This window comes from Bacillus sp. es.034 (assembly GCF_002563655.1).
GTDB lineage: Bacteria > Bacillota > Bacilli > Bacillales > Bacillaceae_B > Rossellomorea.
In genome coordinates this window covers 644002-661515 of sequence record NZ_PDIY01000001.1, presented here as the reverse complement: position 1 = coordinate 661515, position 17514 = coordinate 644002, and the positions used below count along the sequence as shown (strand labels likewise).

Genomic DNA, 17514 nt, shown 5'->3' with positions numbered 1-17514 from the left:
TAAGAACAGATGGCAGGTAACAGTCTTTAATATGTACGCCCGTCTGATTCTTTATCCTGTTAAAAATAGGTTGAAACTGTGTTCAGATTTAGTTCAGTAAGGATTGGGTATAGCTATATAGAGACCGAATCATCGTGCAGAAGGAAGTGAAATGTCATGAGCGATACACCAATGCCCCCCTCCTTTTACGAGCAGCCGACTCTCGAACTTGCCAAGTCCCTGTTGGGATGCGTGTTAGTGAAAGAAACGGAGGAGGGAATCGCTTCAGGTTATATTGTGGAAACAGAAGCATACATGGGGCCGATCGACAGGGCCGCCCACAGTTTCGGAAACAGGCGCACGAAGCGGACGGAAGTGATGTTCCATGAAGCTGGGCGCATCTATACATATGTCATGCATACTCACTGTCTGGTCAACGTAGTGAGCGGTGAAAGGGAGAAGCCTGAAGCGATCCTCATCAGAGCCGTCGAGCCTCTCCATGGGCAGGAGCTTATGGAAGCGAGGCGCCCCGGTCATGTGAAGAAGAATTGGACCAATGGGCCGGGAAAGTTGACGAAGGCTCTAGGCATTACAATGGACGATTATGGGGGGAGTTATTTACAACCGCCGCTCATGATTACAGAGGGGTATCACCCTGAAAACATTTCGTCAGGAAAACGAATTGGGATCGATAACTCGGGAGAAGCCAGGGATTACCCATGGCGGTTCTGGGTTAGTGGCAATCCATTTGTTTCAAGATAGTCCCTCTTTATGAATTTTCTAATAATTTATAGAAAATACACCCCATAAGTACTAGTTATGTGGTATATTTTTCTTATAAGATAAATATCTTTATAAGCTGACCATTCGACTGGGGGCTTTGAACCTAAATGATAGATGGGCGCTTACATTTAGGGGAGCCAGTAGCGCAACCGACCACATGCGAACGCGGATAATGCGTTTTTGTGTGGTTTTTTTGTGGGTAAGACCAAAACTAAAGAGAGAGTATAGGGGTCCTATGAACATCTTTACTATTTTCCAAGACGACTTTATCTACCATGATTTTCAGCCATTGTATGATATGGGTGAACATCGAACCCTCTATGCATATGAGGGTCTTTTGCGAAATAAGTATAATGAAAATCCCGAAAGTGTATTTCAATCGGCCATGAAGGCCAATATCTTGTACAAACTGGATACGCTGTCCATCTCAAAAGCCCTTGAAAGTTTTTCGGAAAACGGGATCGGGGACTGTAAACTGTTTCTCAATATTTATATCACTACGATCTTGCACCCGAGCTTTCACACCTATTTTTCCGATCTTATGGACCGCCATCCCGACATGAAGGGGCGGCTTGTGCTTGAAATCAATGAATCCAGTGCGGAAGAGCTTTGGCAGAATCCGTTGTTAAAAGAGTCATTGAAGGAACTGAAGCAATTTGGTGTCTGGTATGCGATTGATGATTTCGGGCAGGGGACGTCGTCCATCAAGAAATCCATTGAATATGAACCGGAAATCATCAAGCTTGACCGCTATTTTGCCATGAACCTGGCAGAGGATGAAAAGAAACAGCGGTTCCTCTCTTTTTTCAGCCAATTCTACGGAAATGATACGTTGATTGTCTTAGAGGGAATCGAAACAAAACAGGATATGCAGGTGGCAAGGGAAATCGGGATAACGATTGGACAGGGCTTTTATTTAGGAAAGCCGAGCCGGTTATTGGCTTAAATGGGGAGAGTGACTCTGACTTTACGGGGTCACTCTTTTTGTTGCCAAATTGTCAGACTTGAAATAAAATTGAAAAATTTTAACATTTCTATTAAACTGAGGAAAAAGAGAATAAAAGGGGATTCAATGCATGAAATATCTCAAGTTTCCGATCAGGTTCATCTTTTACTATATTCTCGGTCTAATTGGGATTCTGGCCGTGAGTATTGCTCCAGAAGTGTTCAAGGAGAGAGGGTTATATAATGTTGTAGGCTACTTGGAGGAGTTTATTAAGTTCATCTTTGTATTCATGGATGGGGCCAATTGGAGTTATTCCTACAAGGGGATTACCGTCGATTTCCTCGATATGCTTTGGGGACCTTACCTGTATTCACTGCAAATTATCGGTGGGGCCTTGGGCATAGGGCTTGCTATTGCCTTTATTCTTACCGTCTTCACCGTCTTTTTACCCCGACCGATCACATCGGCTCTGAAGAAAGCATTGAATCTCCTGGAGACGGTGCCTGATTTAATGTTCGCGTTCATGCTCCAACTTCTGATTGTCTATGTATTTAAATATTTTGGTGTGGAACTGATGAATTTTACAGAGTTCGGAGAGGAGAAGATCTATCTTGCCCCGATGATTACGCTGTCCATCATTCCGATGATCTCCTTCTTCCGTATCCTCATTTTCATAATGGAAGAAGAGTTATTGAAGCCTCACATTGAATTTGCCCAGAGTAAGGGGATGTCGAGGGGTCGTATCCTTTTTTCACATGTTTTGAAAAATATTTCGCCAAGCCTTTTCTATCATGGAAAGCTGATCATATGGGGGATGCTGTCCAGTTTATTCATCATTGAAACCATTTTTAACATGAGAGGAATCACCTATTATATCATACAGGATTTCAGACCGATGGTGATTGCGATCTCACTAATTATGATTTACACACCTTTTTTCATCGTGTACCAAGGTGTTTATCTGTGGATCAATCACGAAAGCAGCGAAGATCATACGAAATATAAGCGGGATAAAACAAGATGGACGGAATGGAAGATATGGGGCTTTCTTTCAACCATTCGCAGGTTATGGTGGCAGCATATGTATAATGGCAAGTTCGCCGCCGGATTCAGTGTGATATTTGGCTTGATTGCCGTCAGTTTCCTCTATTCAGCGTTAAAAGAAGAGCCGATCAAACAAGTTCAATTCATGAAAAATGACGAAGGCCGGATCATCAGTGCCCCTCCTCATAAACCATTTGGGGACATGATTCTCGGGTCCGATTTCTTCGGTTACAGTATTCTCGATCAGCTTATCGTAGGGGCCAAGTATACCCTGTTGTTTGCTTTGATTGTTGCTTCACTTCGGGTGATCGGCGGCTTCTATCTTGGTATTGCTTATCATTTCCATTTGAAAGAAAGCAGGAAGAACTGGCTTGACCGGACGGTGGATTCCATTCACTTTCTCCCTTTAAGTCTAATCGCTTATCTCTTATTAAGACCGGTCCTTTGGGGGCTGCCTGTGTTAGGATGGGATCACTCAATCTTTGAAAGACTGGTGTTCGAAGCCGTTGTCTTAACGATCCTTGTACTGCCGTTGACCACTGTGTTAATCGGAAATGAACTGAAACTAATAGGGAAGCAGGATTTTGTCCTGTCTGCGAAGCTTCTTGGAGGGAGTAACAAGCACCTGCTTTGGACGCATCTCTTCCCTCACCTGGCTCCAAGGCTGTTTATTATATGGGGACAGCAATTCATCCAGACGCTTCTTATCCTCGTCCATCTCGGATTATTTCATCTTTTCCTGGGAGGTACGATCATAACAGGCGGTCTGGTCCCGGATCCGCCGAAGTCAGGAACATTTGAATGGTCCGGCCTGATCAGTTCGACGAAGAATTCCCTTATGACAGGCAAGTACTGGATTGTTATTGCCCCACTCGTTGCCTTCATGATCGCGATCATCGCCATGCAGCTGATTGTTCAGGGAGTGAAGGAAATCCAGCAAACGAAAGTCGGGGTGCTGGTGAACAATAAACCGATCAAGACGAAACGCAAAGCAGTTAAAAAGAAAACCAACCGTCCAGCGGTGGAAGACTTTCAATTTGTCCGACAGCAAACCTTTAAAGGATAAGGAGGTGACGAATGGTGAGCAGAAAAAGTCCGAAACTTCCATTGACTGATCAGGAGAGGTCTGCCCTCCGCAGAGCCAAGATACGACTTGGGGATATACATGAATTATCTCCTGAAATTCTCCGGGAGAAACTAAACATTACGATGGAAAGATCCCGTTATTTAATCGGCATGTCCATTTTTCAACGGATCCCTTCCATAGGACCCAACATGGCTCATAATGTTGTAGAAGATCTTGGATTTTATACCCTTGAAGAAATAAAGGAAGAAAAGGGGGAAGACCTTATCATCGACTTAGAAAAGAAGTACGGTGTTTGGATGGACCCATGCGTAGAAGACTCCCTCAGATGTGTCATCCACCACGCCAATCACCCGGAAAGCAGCAAGAACTGGTGGGACTTCACAACAGAAAGAAAAACATATCGCCAAACCCACGGCTACCCCGGTGACCGTCCCACCAAAGCCTGGGATCAATAGGTCCGTCCCTCAGTATTTCCAAGCCGGGAAGCGTATTTACGCTTCCCGGCTTTCTTTTTTACTGATTTTGAGGGACGGACCTCACTCGTATATCTTATCTAAAATGGACATCATAAAGAAAAAGGAGTGAGGCTGTATGAGAACCCTTGTTATCTGTTTGCTTATGACTTTTTCTATTCAAATGTCCGTTTCAGCAAGAAACATCCTTCCCCTGCCGGCACATCAGAATGAACTCGCGATTGTGATCGATGATTTAGGAAATGACATGAAAGGGACAGCGGAAATCCTGAGCCTTCCCGTCACTTTGACGATTGCGGTCATGCCTTTTCTTCCAACGACCAAGACAGATGCGGAAAAAGCCCATAGTAGTGGACATGAGGTCATCGTCCACCTTCCTATGGAACCGGTGTCAGGGAAAGCGAGCTGGCTCGGGCCTGGGGCCATCACGACTACCCTGTCCGATGTAGAAATCAGGAAGAGAGTAGAGCAAGCCCTGGAAGAGGTCCCTTATGCAGTGGGAGTCAATCATCATATGGGATCAAAGGCAACCGCCGATGAGCGGGTCATGAGGATTGTTCTGGGCATATGCAAGGAAAGGGGTTTATTTTATCTGGATAGTAAAACAACAGGTAAGAGTGTCATTCCAAAGCTTGCAAAGGAATTGGGCGTCCCATACCTTGAAAACGAATTATTCTTTGATGATGTCTACACGATTCAGCACATAGGGAAACAGGCGAGACTCCTTTCAAAGGCACTGGATCGTGATGATGCCACCATCGCGATCGGACATGTAGGGGTTACAGGCATGAAGGTGGCCACCATGTTAAAAGAATTTCTTCCCCTTTATGAGAAAAAAGCGTCAATCGTGCCACTGTCCGATCTTATACCGGAATATCATTTGATTGATGAGAGCATGCCTTGATGGTGTGCTTTTTTCATGGACGTTTATAATAGGGGATTTGTAAATATTCGGTTAATTCGATGCTTAATTTTTTGAGGAAAGGAAACTCTCCTTTATAATCAGTAGGTAAGAAGGAGATGATTCGAAATGGATTACGCAATCGTGACAGGAGCAACTAGGGGCTTAGGGGAGTCCGTCGCCAGGCTCTTTATTGAAAAAGGCATTGGCATTCTCAATATATCCCGTTCGGATAATGACAGCTTACAAAAGCTTGCACGTGAAAAAGAAGTGTCGTATGAATTCTTTCCCTGTGATCTATCTCAATCGGGACAAACAGAAGCGGTTTTCCGCGAAGTAGGGACAAAGGTATTTGGATCTGAAGCCGAGAAGATATATGTCGTTCAAAATGCCGGTGTGGTGACACCGATCAATACGTCGGGTGAAGTGGAAAATGAAGCATTGGAAACGAGTGTGCACGTCAATCTGTTATCACCTATGATCGCCACCAATGAATTGCTCAAAGCAGCCAAAGGCTCTGAATCGAAGATGGTCATGGTTAACATCAGTTCAGGAGCGGGAAGCCGTCCCGTTTATGGCTGGAGTACGTATTGCGCGACTAAGGCGGGAGTCAATATGCTGACAGAAACGGTGAGCCTTGAGCTCTCAAATACGCATAGCCGTCACCAGGTCATCGCTTTCAGTCCTGGAGTGATGGATACGGATATGCAAGGGGAAATCCGCTCGTCCTCCAAAGAGGCCTTTGCCGAGGTTGAATCGTTCCAGCGTTACAAAGAAGAGGGCATGCTCCGAAGCACGGACACGGTAGCGGATGCACTGGTGACTCTCATAACGAAAACCGATATTGAAAGTGGCAAACTGTATCATGTGAATGATTTGTTATAAGAAGTTAGCAGATTCCTTAAAGCGGGGTCTGCTTTTTTAGTGGCGACACAAAAAGAGACAAACCCAGACGGATTTGTCTCTTTTCAAAACAGATTAAGAAGAACGGACCGGATCTCCATCAGCAACGGATCTCCGGGTGAATTTCGGAAGGGCGAATTGAATCGCAATCAGTCCGCAAACGGCAATCAGGACAGGATAGAAGGCATATGGGATGATGCTGACCGGTGATATGCCGGCTACTTCTGCCACTAACAGTGCCTGTGCACCATATGGGATCAACCCTTGAACGGCACAAGAGAAAATATCGAGGATGCTGGCTGACTTACGGGCATCTACGCCAAACTTATCGCTGAGCGTTTTGGCCAGTGGTCCTGCGATGATAATGGAAATCGTGTTATTGGCTGTGCAAAGATTCGTCGAACTGACTAATCCTGCTGTAGCAAGCTGTGCTCCTTGAGGAGATTTGATCTTACGGGTGGCATGATAAAGGATTGCTTGAATCCCACCATTATGACGAATAAGTTCGACGACTCCACCGATCAGGATGGACAGGATCACAATCTCTGCCATGCCCGTCATCCCGTCTGCTACACTGCCAAAGTAACTTGATGGGGTAAAGCTTCCATCAGCAAATCCGATAATTCCTGCCAACACGACTCCGCCGATTAGAACGACAAATACGTTCAATCCTGCAAGGGCCCCAATGATGACTCCAAGGTAAGGGATGATTTTAACCCAATTAAAGCTTCCTGCTTCTACAGAGGATGGAGTCCCCATCGTAAGGATAAAAAGGATCACCATGGTAATGATAGCTGCCGGTAATACAATGAAGAAATTCACCTTGAACTTGTCCTTCATTTCCGTTTTCTGTGTACGTACGGCTGCAATCGTTGTATCCGAGATGAACGATAAGTTATCCCCGAACATCGCTCCTCCAATAACGGTGGCCATAGCAAGGGGCATTGAAATATCTGCTCCTGAACTGATGCCCACTCCGATCGGGGCAAGTGCTGCGATTGTCCCCATGGATGTCCCCATTGATAGGGAAATGAAAGCGGCGATGATGAATAATCCAACCATGATTAGATTACCAGGAAGCACCGATAGGGCGAAGTTGACGGTCGAATCAACGGCCCCCATCTTTTCTGCTACACCGGAAAACGCACCGGCTAACAGGAAGATAAAGACCATGATCATGATATCCGGATGTCCGGCACCTTTTGCAAACCGTTCAACCTTAGAGGTTAACGATTCTTTACGATTCATCGCCAGGGCAACAACCGCGGCAATAATGATGGATACGAGAACAGGGAATGCATAAAAATCTCCTGAAAGAATTCCTGCTCCGAGGAACAGGGAAACAAATATGATCAAGGGCAATAAAGCCAGTAAATTACCTTTTTCTTGGTTCATGTCAAAACTCCTTTGTCGTGTGAAATCAAATAAAAAAACCTCTTCCAACATAAGAAGAGGTTTCATTCAAACGAAACACTCCTCTTATCTTTCAAGCATTACGCTTGCTGGATGTGGCACAGCACTCATCATGAGTCCGCTGCCGAGACATCAAAGGGCCAGTCCCTCCGTCTCTCTGGATAAGAAGATATGTTATTCAGTTCATTTAAAATATACTTCCATACTTTAAAGGGTTTAATCGAAAAAGTCAAACGGTAATGTATTGGAAATATAACCTGGGGCGAGGATGCCACGGCTGGATCAAACAAAAGCGGAGGGGGGCCCTAGCAAGGCATGCATCATAAGCCTCGGGACTTTATCCATAAAAAGGCATAAATTCATAGACAATTGAACGGTCAAGGTCTACTATAAGATAGACAAAAAACATCTTGGGGGATACGGTAGTGGAAAGAAATGTGCGAAATCAAATTTTTACGTTACAAGGATTTTATCTATTAACCTTCTTCGGGGTTGGCAGTTTATATCCTTTACTCAGTGTGTATTTGAGCGAAAGTGTGGGGTTGAATGGGTATCAGATCGGTACCATCATGTCTGTCGGCCCGATCATGATGATTTTCTTCCAACCGATATGGGGGATGGTCAGTGACACAACCAATAAGCCGACTGTCGTGTTAGGGTTGACCTCCTTAGTGGCAGGGGTCTTTGCTCTTGGTTATTTATTCATGGATGTTTACTATGGACTATTAATAGTCGCGATTTTAGTTGCGATCTTCCAAAGCGCCATCATCCCCGTATCCGACAGCATCAGCTTGAAGTATACAAGTAAAGTCCGTTATAACTACGGAAATATTCGGTTGTTCGGCTCACTGGGGTTCGGGATTGCCGTGTTCATCATGGGGAGGCTTTCAGAAGGATTTATCGGACCGACGATCATTTTCTACTCGTTCTTTATCTGCCTGGTCCTTTCGGGATTCCTATCCTTCCGTTTTCCTAAAGAGAGAGCGGCAGCAAAGCTTGATCTGAAAGCCGGAATGAAGGAATTATTCACGATGAAAAAATTTCTGATCTTCCTGGCCGTCACGTTCCTGGTGTTTGGCCCGAATTTAGCCAACAACGTGTATTTCGGCTTATTTGTAGAAGATTCAGGTGGTACGTACGCCGGAATCGGCCTTGCATTTCTGATTGCCGTCCTATCAGAAGTACCGTTTATGAGAATCGCGGGAGGTTGGATTGATAAGTTCGGTCTCTTGACCGTAGCAGCGCTGGCAGGTGCTGCATCCATGATCCGCTGGCTATTTTACTTCACGGAACCAAGTCTATGGCTGGTTTATTCTTCAGCAGTGATGCAGGGTCTTGCCATCGGATTATTCATTCCTGCAGGGCTCCGCTATATTAAAGAAATCACGCCGGCACATATTACAGCTACTGCCGTCACCGTCTATTCCGCCATCGGAAATGGCCTCGGGAATTGGTTCAGTACCTTCGTGGGAGGCTTCATCTATGAAACCTATTCCATCTACACGGTATACCTCTTCTTCGCAGTCCTGTCACTCCTTGGCATCTTCCTCTGCTTCGTCCTCATGAAAGAAGAAAAGAAGAATGCACTAGCTTACTAAAAAACAGGCATCCGCTACCCACGGATGCCTGTTTTTTATATAAAATTAACAAAAGGAAGGATTTTCCTTATTGGATGTATAAGTATATATAAAGGGCTTGATCCCCGGTTTTATGTGCAACTCAAAAAAATAAAACGTTAAAAGGTTTTGACTTTATGCAATTGTGGTACAAAAAGGATAAGTCATTCATTGAAATTTATATAAATACAAGTTAAAATAATATTATTAGAAAATTCTTTCAATTAAAAAGGGAACGATCACTTTAACTAAAAAGGGGACTTTAAAATGGAAAATACATTCGTTTACTCAAAAGAGAATGCAAACCTTGGGGATACGATTCAATTTAAAAGAAAGAAACATGTTATCAACGGTGTCGTCACGACCTTAAGAGAAAATACCGTCATCGTCAAAATGGATAGGGAAATTGCGAAGAAACTGGATTTACCTGATGATCAAACGGTCGTAGCACATAAAAACTATGTGGTGACAGAGCGAGCAGAAAACGATACACAGCCTGTATTTGTTTATGATGGGTGGAATAGCGCATTAAAAGCCTAAATTTCAGCCTTCAAATAAAATAACCCTGAAACGGCCTCACCACCAGAATGGTTGTAGACGTATCAGGGTTATTTATGTTGTGCAGCTTATTTTAGTCTCGCGACATATTCCTCAACCATTTCCGTTGTCACAAGCTTTCTTTGCGGAACTACCCCGCGTCTTGCCAAAATATTGATTTCATTTGTTACTTGATTAATGTGATCCGTTGTAAAAGGTTTTCCGGCAGAACAAAGCTGAACAGCTTCGTCAATTGCTTTTTCTCTGCGCTCATCCAGTTTCATAAATTGCTGAACAAGCTGATTTTGCATGTTGGAATGCTTGGAAATTTCTTTGTGCACACTCATGATCTCATCCCTCTCTTTTTCTTTCACAATAAGTCTATTATGCCTTTATCCATCCACAGATGGCAATGTCCAATCATCCCTTCTATAAGATGGGGGACAACAGACGCGATATGGATTCCTTCACTTTGATCGTCCAAGGTCTTTGATGATAGTCTTCCAATGTTAATTCCCTGCTCTTTTCAATGTCGTTTCTAAACACCACTCCCAGATTTTCAGAGAGTGCCTGATCATATAAAAAGGCATTGACCTCGAAGTTTAAACGAAAGCTTCGTACATCGATATTGGCTGTACCTACAGAAGAAATGACCTCATCGACGACAATCGTTTTGGCATGAATAAATCCATTATCATAAATATAAATCTTCGCTCCGGCTTTCAGGAGCTCCCCGATATAGGAATACGTCGCCCAATAGACGAATAAATGGTCCGGTTTATTCGGGATCATGATCCGGACATCGACTCCTGTAAGAGAAGCAATCCTCAAAGAATCGAGGAGACTGACGTCTGGAATGAAATAAGGGGTCTGGATGTAGATGGATTCCTTGGCAGATGAAATCATTTTGATATAGCCGTTCTTTATCTGCTCCCATTCCGAGTCGGGGCCGCATGTGACAATCTGAACCCCTGCATCCCCCGTGAAAGAAGGCGGGGGAAAGTATCGCAGATCATAGGCAATCTTCTTCGATCGGCTTGCCTGATTCCAATCGAGGATGAACCGTGTCTGCATGGCAAGTGCAGAGCTGCCGGCAATTCTGAGGTGAGTATCCCTCCAATAACCGAACTTCGGGTTCAAGCCCAGGTATTCATCCCCGATATTGAATCCGCCTACATAGCCAACTTTCCCATCAATGATCACGAGCTTTCTGTGATTTCGATAGTTTAAGCGGAGGTTGATAAAGGGGATCTTCGAAGGGAAAAACACTTCTACCTCCCCACCGGAAGAGAGGAGGCCTTTAAAGAATCCCCGCCTCGTTCGCCGGGACCCCATTTCATCGTATAAGACCCTGACCTTTACGCCTTTCTTAGCTTTTTCCGTGAGCTTCTTCAAGATGCGCTTACCTAACTGATCTTTTTTGAAAATATAATATTGTATATGAATATGATCCTCTGCTGCCTCGATGTCTTCTAACAGCGCTTCAAACTTGTCTTCTCCGTGTGTGAAAAAGCTGACCTCATTATCCTGGGTCAGTAGAGCCTCATTATTGATCAGATGCATATAAATAAGATCCTGATAACGATAGGCGATTTCATTTTTAAAAGGAAAACGATGTTCCTTCAAGGATCGAATCTGATTGTGAATCAAGCCTTCAATTCCGATCTTCTTCATATCCTCCCAATCAAATAACCTTTTCCTGCTCAAGTTCTGCCCGAATACCAGATAGAGGATGAACCCAAGAAATGGAATGAAGAACAATACCATCAGCCAGGCCCAGGTCGCTCCCGCATCTTTCCGCTCTAAGAATATAATGACAGCGGCAAGGATCAGGTTAAGAAAAAATAATACCCCTAGAAGAGCAGATAGGATACTCATCATGTTATGGCTCCTTTGACTAACTTTCTATCAATAGTATACCAGAATGGAATAGAAAAAAATGACAAGAAAAAAGAGCAGGGACCTGCTCCTGCTCTTTTACATAAGGTTTATTATTCATTTACTGCTTTTTTAGGCATGTCACTTTGGCGCTTTGGCCAGCATTCGACATTCTTTAATTCAGGAATGTCATCTGCATAGAAGACCGGATCCAATCCTTGACGACGCTGCGTCATATAGTTGTCCAAAGCTTTAAAGGCAATCGGTGCCAGAATACCGATGGCAGCCAAGTTCGTAAGGGCCATCAAGGCCATTGAAAAGTCAGCCAGGCTCCAGACGATATCAAGACTCGCGACTGACCCGAAGATCACCATTCCCAGTGCAATAAAGCGGTAGATCATCAGACCGGTCTTGCTTTTATTAATGAATGGGAGATTGGCTTCACCATAATAATAACTCCCAATGATGGAACTGAAGGCAAAGGTAAAGATGGCAATCGCCAGAAAGATTCCGGCCCATGAGTTAAAGTGTTCAGACATGGCTGCTTGAGATAGTTCGATTCCCGTCAAACCGGAACCGTAGGCGTCTGACGTTAAGATGATAAAGGCCGTCGCGGAACATACGAGAATCGTATCAAAGAATACCCCCAGTGCCTGGATGAATCCCTGCTTGACCGGGTGGGAAACCGATGCCGTAGCTGCCGCATTCGGCGCACTACCCATTCCGGCTTCATTGGAGAATAGCCCACGCTTTACGCCGTTCATGATCGCAGCTCCGATACCCCCACCGACGACTTGTTCAAAGCCGAAGGCACTCTTGAATATCATGGCGATGACGCCGGGCATTTCAGTGATATTCGTAATGACTACAAATAGAGCGAGTACAATATAAAAGCCTGCCATGATCGGTACAATGAAAGATGAAAAGTTGGCTATGCGTTTCACACCGCCAAAGATGATGAGTGCTGTCAATCCGGCCAGTACAATTCCAATGACAAACGTATTGATGCCAAATGAATTGCTGAACGCCGTTGCGATGGTATTACTTTGGACAGCATTAAAGGTTGTCCCAAAGGATAGGATGATGGTAACCGCAAAGATTGAACTCATCCAGGGCTTGCCCAGTTGTTTCTTCATATAGTAGCCGGGGCCGCCTTTGAATCCAACCTTATCCTTTTCTTTATAAATCTGAGCCAATGTGCTTTCGACAAATGCGCTGGCCCCTCCCAAAATGGCGACGAGCCACATCCAGAAGACCGCTCCAGGTCCCCCAATTGCTAAGGCAATGGCTACTCCTGCTAAATTACCTGTACCAATTCGAGTACCTGCTCCAATAAAGAATGCCTGTAAGGAAGAAATCTGCTTTTCCCCTTCTGCTTCAACGACATCTTTATCCCCTAATAATCGAAGCATTTCACCTATGTGGCGAATTTGAACAAATTTAGATCCGATTGTGAAGTATAAACCTAAAATGAGAAGTACACCAATTAAAATATACCCCCATAATATGGAGTTTGCTTCCGTAACTAAATTGTTTAAAATATCCATGATAACCCCCTCGAAAAATTGTGTCGGTTACATATAATATTATCTGAAAATTTAAAAAGGAAGTCAAGTTATTATCTGAATATTAAAATATTACCAAGTTTTATTTAGTGAAACGAACTATTTTATCATAGTAATAAAGGTTTTCTGAATCTGGGTAAGAATAAAGTAATAGGGTGAATTATTATCTTGGAATAACTTATTTGGGTTTATTGAATAATGTTTTTTTATGTGGTGTGTGTAGCTCGGAACACAAAAAAAAGCCATAGAAATCCATGGCGGTGGTTAAGCGTTCAAACTATTAAAATAGGAAAAATAATGGCAGTGATCCTTTGATTAATAAAAATTCCAAAATCCTAAAACAAATAATAAAATCCCCGTGATCATGGAAATACCAAATAACATAAATAAGAAATCAAGAATGCTGTCGGCGAAGACTCTTTTGCGGTTCTCACGTTTAAAATGACGAACTTCCTTACGGTACGATCGTGCAGCACGACTCATACAAAACCTCCTCCTCCATAAACACCTTTTGCATTAATCACATATTCGTCACAAACAAAGAAAATCCTTCCTAAACATGAAAAAAATGACGATATACCCATCACTTAGTCACAATAAGTCGATTAAGACCTCTTTACACTGAATAAGGGGCTCTAGGGCCCCTTATTCAGTAAAAGAAAACTATGAAGTTTCTGCTCTTAAGCCTTTATTAACGAAGGTGATTCTGGGAGATTCCGCTTAAGGCGCTTCCGGCACTTTGATCGGATTTCTGCTGTACTGCCAAATCTCCTAAAGCGAGCATCCCGACCAGCTGACCGTTTTCCACAACAGGCAAACGGCGCACCTGATGCTGGGACATCAAAGCCGATGCTTCTTCTACGGATGCATCAGGAGAAATTGTCACAACTTGCTGTGACATTACCTGAGAGACATTTCCTTGTGCACCTTGAGACAGTCCACGAGTCGCAATATCACGGTCCGTAATCATACCGACAACCTGTCCATTTTCAACGACAGGAACGGAACCAACGTTTCTGGAACTCATCTTGGAAGCGACGCTCTCAAGTGAATCCTGGTTAGAAGCTGCTTCCACATTTGTCGACATAATATCACGTACTTGCATGAAAAATTCCCCCTTGATCATAATGGCAGTACACCCTTATTATCCATCCCATTTCCCGCCCTTATCCTGAACATGTTTTTCCAACTTTGTTGAGCTTTGGGAGGGACGGACCTTCATCATTCCACTATTTATTTCGCTATAAACAGCTGTGTCCAGTAGGACCCATACGTCCCTCCATCGGCATATCCTACGCCAACATGTGTATAGGATTTGTTGAGAATATTTTTACGGTGAACCGGACTGTCCATCCAGTCCCGGACAACCTTTTCAGGACTCATTTGCCCGGCGGCAATATTTTCACAAGCTTCGCTATAGACGATGTGGAAACGTTTCATCATCTCATCGGGAGTCCCGTAGGTGGGGCTTCGATGGGAGAAGTACCCGGCATCCCTCATATCCCGGGACTTATACAAGGCAACCTCAGAGAGACTCCTGTCAGCCTGAAGAGGAGGGAGGCCATTTTTCATCCGTTCCTTATTTGTTAATTCAGTGACCCTGTTTTCAAATGAACTTTGGGATAAGATGCTCGGGATCTTAAGGTGTTGCCCCGGATAAATGATATTTGGATCTGTCACCTGGGGGTTCGCACGGATCATTTCAGACAATCCGATCCGAAACGCCATGGAAATGGTCCAAAGAGTATCTCCTTTTTTTACAATATACGTGTTTCCGGCAGTTGTTTTATGTAGACCAAATAGACTAAAGAAAAGGGACGTTGTGATTAGAATACATGTTAGTTTAGTTTTCATGAGTATAAATTGTGTAATTCGAAACAAATTATTCTTCTGAAATGTGTAAAAGTAGGATTATCGTTTCATTTTTAGGGAAAAGGAAAACCATATAACAATAAGTGAAACCTTTTGCGGAGTAGAACGTACAAATAGGTAACGATATTTTAAAAAGAGGTGAATAACGTGGTAAAGGAGAACGATCGCTTTAAAAAAGTGATAACGAAATTGTCGAACGTCGGTGTGAATATTTCAAAAACGAAATCAAGACGGGAAATTCTTCATTCACTAAAGCAGTATCAACCATTACCTAAGACGTTAACACAAGATTCATAATCCACGCTTATCCGAAATATGGGACAGACATAATTCCCGATTCTTCCCGATATACTATAGTTAAAGGTAAAGGGGAGGGTTAGGCATGGAAAGAATGATGTTTGATCCACAAGCATTAAAGGAAATCAGAAAGAAGGCAGATGAGATTTCATACTACTGTATGAGCCGGGAGCAGCCTTCAGATCCACACCGTGTAAGCATGGCGTTGGATCAGGTTTGTCGTGCACTGGCTATGTTTGCAGAAATGGAGCTTCATCGCATGCAGCATCAGCATATTCCCTATGACCCCCAAAGCTATATCAAAGGGCGTCTCGGAATTGCCTATCGATCTGTACTCCAAGTCCCTCAGGAAGACTCGAATACGGCATAGTAAAAGAGGTTGACCCAAGATTCATCGGCTTCCAAGCCAGTAAGTACACATGAAAGTATGAAATATTTTCAAATCATATGGCCTGGTCCGATAAGGATGATCATCACTCATCGTTTTGGGTCAGCCTCTTTTTATGTACCATACTAAATCTATAGGTTAGGTGACGATATTCATGGCGAGATTTTCGGAAGTATTGCTTATATGCAATGGCAAAGCAGGTCAAGGGACACTCGAGATCCTGTTGAAGGATGCCGTCCCCCCTTTATTGGATATTTGCAACGAACTCATCATTCATAAAACAAAAGAAAAGGGAGATGCCGAAAGGGTCTCCAGGGAATCAGGGAGTCGCTATGAGCTGGTGGTCATCATGGGCGGGGATGGTACGATCCATGAAGCCATCAATGGGCTGTCTGTCCTCGATGATCGTCCGCTTGTCGCCATTCTCCCTGGTGGCACATGTAACGATTTTGCCCGCTCCCTGCGCATTCCGATGAATATCGGACAAGCCGTCCGTCTTATAACCGAACAGCCTTATGAACAGGAAATCGACATTGTGAAAGCAGGGGAGAGGTATTTCAGTAACTTCTGGGGCACGGGATTGGTTGCCCAGACAAGCGATAATATTGATGTAGGATCAAAGAGTGTCCTCGGGAAATTGAGCTATTATATCAGTGCTTTCCAATCGATTCAGGATTCACCTATCTTGAATGTGAAGGTCACGACGGAAAATGAAGTAGTGGAAGAAGAGGTCGTCATGCTGTTGGTCGCAAACGGCCGTTCGATCGGATCCAATCCACTGCCTATATGTATCAATATGGACGATGGATTGATGGACATATATGTAGTGAAGAAAAGTGGATTTCCATTACTGAAGGAATTTCTCGTCATTAAAAGTACAGGCAATATCAGCGAAGAATATGACGATATCAAGCACATTCAAGCAAAAGAAGCCCATATTGAGCTCGGGCAGGATGAGAAGCTTGATATGGATGGGGAACTCTATGAAGGCAGCAGGCAGTCCCTACGCGTATTACATAAGCATCTGCGCTTTGTTGTGGGAGCTTCCGAATAAAAAAGGAGCATGGGATGATCCCATGCTCCTTTTTAGATCCGCTGATCAAGGAGTCTGCCTTTTCTTTTTGATGAACAAGTAGACGAGATAGACAACAATCAATACACCGCCAGCTGCAAGTGTCAGTAAAGCGAAGTTCTCTTCGATGAAAGGTTTTGCTTTTGCTCCCAGTGTCAGAATGATCGCTCCTTCCAGGAAAAAGCGGATCCCTCTGCCGATGATCGACCAGATCACCAATACCCGGATCTTCACACCTGAAACGCCTGCGAATATCGTGAAAATCTTATAAGGGACCGGTGTCAGACCTGCAATCAGTAAGGCCATTGGGCCGAACTTTGTAAAGTACTCTTCTACTTTTTGAATTCTTGCTTCAGAGAATAGACGAACGAGGATCGGTCGACCCAGCTTTTTCCCGATCAACCATCCAAAAAGGGCCCCGATGACGGAAGCGGTCGTCGTATATAGTGCGTAAAGCAGGGCGCTGCCAGGGTTGGCAATCGCCAATGGAATCAATAATACATCAGGTGGAATGGGGAAGAAAGATGAATCAGCGAAAGAGACGATGATCAGTCCCCATACACCGTAATCCATTAACCATGCTTCGAACGTGTGAAGTAGTTCAGACATAAGTAATCTCCTTTATGAATAAAGCGTTAGTTTCGAATTTAATAGAACATAAGAAGTATATCACTTTTCATAAAGGGAGTCATGACATATCCTATTCATCCCTGACTTAAAGAACTGAAACAGACACATTTTCGAAATAAATCTATTTCTC

The 17514-nt window shown here is 43.8% G+C and carries 19 protein-coding genes and 2 riboswitches; of the genes, 11 read left to right on the top strand and 8 right to left on the bottom strand.

Translation table 11 applies throughout. The features are described from left to right. Positions 1-156: 156 nt before the first annotated feature. The 6 genes from ATG71_RS03335 to ATG71_RS03310 all read left to right on the top strand — a co-directional run bounded on the left by ATG71_RS03335 (position 157) and on the right by ATG71_RS03310 (position 6098). The gene (locus ATG71_RS03335) at positions 157-741 is read left to right on the top strand and encodes a DNA-3-methyladenine glycosylase (RefSeq protein ID WP_098438484.1); all 585 of its coding nucleotides are present in this window, start codon (positions 157-159) and stop codon (positions 739-741) included. A gap of 104 nt (positions 742-845) precedes the next feature. Beyond that, positions 846-926: riboswitch (cyclic di-GMP riboswitch) on the top strand. Between the two features lie 71 nt (positions 927-997). Continuing rightward, positions 998-1708, top strand: coding sequence for an EAL domain-containing protein (locus tag ATG71_RS03330; protein ID WP_179886446.1), 711 nt, complete (start codon positions 998-1000; stop codon positions 1706-1708). A 130-nt stretch (positions 1709-1838) separates the two neighbouring features. Further along, complete coding sequence (locus tag ATG71_RS03325) at positions 1839-3818, top strand: ABC transporter permease subunit (protein WP_098438482.1); 1980 nt, start codon at positions 1839-1841, stop codon at positions 3816-3818. An 11-nt stretch (positions 3819-3829) separates the two neighbouring features. Continuing rightward, positions 3830-4294: a helix-hairpin-helix domain-containing protein gene (locus ATG71_RS03320; protein WP_098438481.1), complete on the top strand. Its 465-nt coding sequence runs from the start codon at positions 3830-3832 to the stop codon at positions 4292-4294. 136 nt (positions 4295-4430) lie between these two features. Further along, positions 4431-5216 (top strand): divergent polysaccharide deacetylase family protein, encoded by a 786-nt coding sequence (locus ATG71_RS03315; RefSeq protein WP_098438480.1) that lies wholly within the window; start codon positions 4431-4433, stop codon positions 5214-5216. Positions 5217-5342: 126 nt separating this feature from the next. After that, positions 5343-6098: a (S)-benzoin forming benzil reductase gene (locus ATG71_RS03310; protein WP_098438479.1), complete on the top strand. Its 756-nt coding sequence runs from the start codon at positions 5343-5345 to the stop codon at positions 6096-6098. Between the two features lie 93 nt (positions 6099-6191). Here ATG71_RS03310 and ATG71_RS03305 read toward each other — a convergent pair whose 3' ends face one another. Further along, complete coding sequence (locus ATG71_RS03305; RefSeq protein ID WP_098441712.1) at positions 6192-7511, bottom strand: Na+/H+ antiporter NhaC family protein; 1320 nt, start codon at positions 7509-7511, stop codon at positions 6192-6194. An 81-nt stretch (positions 7512-7592) separates the two neighbouring features. Further along, a riboswitch (SAM riboswitch) is annotated at positions 7593-7697 on the bottom strand. Between the two features lie 257 nt (positions 7698-7954). On the opposite strand from ATG71_RS03305, the gene ATG71_RS03300 reads away from it, so the two are divergent. Continuing rightward, a complete protein-coding gene (locus ATG71_RS03300; protein ID WP_179886445.1) occupies positions 7955-9127 on the top strand; it encodes an MFS transporter in 1173 nt (390 codons plus the stop codon). 285 nt (positions 9128-9412) lie between these two features. After that, the gene (locus ATG71_RS03295; protein WP_051758445.1) at positions 9413-9685 is read left to right on the top strand and encodes a DUF2187 family protein; all 273 of its coding nucleotides are present in this window, start codon (positions 9413-9415) and stop codon (positions 9683-9685) included. Between the two features lie 86 nt (positions 9686-9771). Here the strand turns inward: ATG71_RS03295 and ATG71_RS03290 are convergent, their stop codons facing one another. The 6 genes from ATG71_RS03290 to safA form a co-directional block, all read right to left on the bottom strand. After that, positions 9772-10029, bottom strand: coding sequence for a YpbS family protein (locus ATG71_RS03290; RefSeq protein WP_098438477.1), 258 nt, complete (start codon positions 10027-10029; stop codon positions 9772-9774). Between the two features lie 82 nt (positions 10030-10111). Then, positions 10112-11560, bottom strand: a complete 1449-nt coding sequence (cls, locus tag ATG71_RS03285; RefSeq protein ID WP_098441711.1) for a cardiolipin synthase — start codon at positions 11558-11560, stop codon at positions 10112-10114. 113 nt (positions 11561-11673) lie between these two features. Then, positions 11674-13107 (bottom strand): alanine/glycine:cation symporter family protein, encoded by a 1434-nt coding sequence (locus tag ATG71_RS03280; RefSeq protein WP_098438476.1) that lies wholly within the window; start codon positions 13105-13107, stop codon positions 11674-11676. Between the two features lie 333 nt (positions 13108-13440). Continuing rightward, on the bottom strand, positions 13441-13608 hold the full coding sequence (locus ATG71_RS23270) for a hypothetical protein (RefSeq protein ID WP_156030145.1): 168 nt from the start codon (positions 13606-13608) through the stop codon (positions 13441-13443). Between the two features lie 208 nt (positions 13609-13816). Continuing rightward, on the bottom strand, positions 13817-14230 hold the full coding sequence (locus ATG71_RS03275; protein ID WP_034763135.1) for a CBS domain-containing protein: 414 nt from the start codon (positions 14228-14230) through the stop codon (positions 13817-13819). Between the two features lie 128 nt (positions 14231-14358). Then, entirely contained in the window at positions 14359-14979 is a 621-nt protein-coding gene (gene safA, locus ATG71_RS03270; RefSeq protein ID WP_098438475.1) for a SafA/ExsA family spore coat assembly protein, read from the bottom strand. A gap of 165 nt (positions 14980-15144) precedes the next feature. Here safA and ATG71_RS23265 point away from each other — a divergent pair, with 165 nt between their 5' ends. The 3 genes from ATG71_RS23265 to ATG71_RS03255 all read left to right on the top strand — a co-directional run bounded on the left by ATG71_RS23265 (position 15145) and on the right by ATG71_RS03255 (position 16736). Further along, on the top strand, positions 15145-15294 hold the full coding sequence (locus ATG71_RS23265) for an Lmo0850 family protein (RefSeq protein WP_098351100.1): 150 nt from the start codon (positions 15145-15147) through the stop codon (positions 15292-15294). 85 nt (positions 15295-15379) lie between these two features. After that, entirely contained in the window at positions 15380-15664 is a 285-nt protein-coding gene (locus tag ATG71_RS03260; RefSeq protein ID WP_286162901.1) for a hypothetical protein, read from the top strand. Positions 15665-15836: 172 nt separating this feature from the next. Next, positions 15837-16736: a diacylglycerol/lipid kinase family protein gene (locus ATG71_RS03255; RefSeq protein WP_098438474.1), complete on the top strand. Its 900-nt coding sequence runs from the start codon at positions 15837-15839 to the stop codon at positions 16734-16736. A 45-nt stretch (positions 16737-16781) separates the two neighbouring features. On the opposite strand, the gene ATG71_RS03250 is transcribed toward ATG71_RS03255, so the two are convergent. Beyond that, complete coding sequence (locus tag ATG71_RS03250) at positions 16782-17363, bottom strand: YqaA family protein (protein WP_098438473.1); 582 nt, start codon at positions 17361-17363, stop codon at positions 16782-16784. Positions 17364-17514 lie beyond the last annotated feature (151 nt).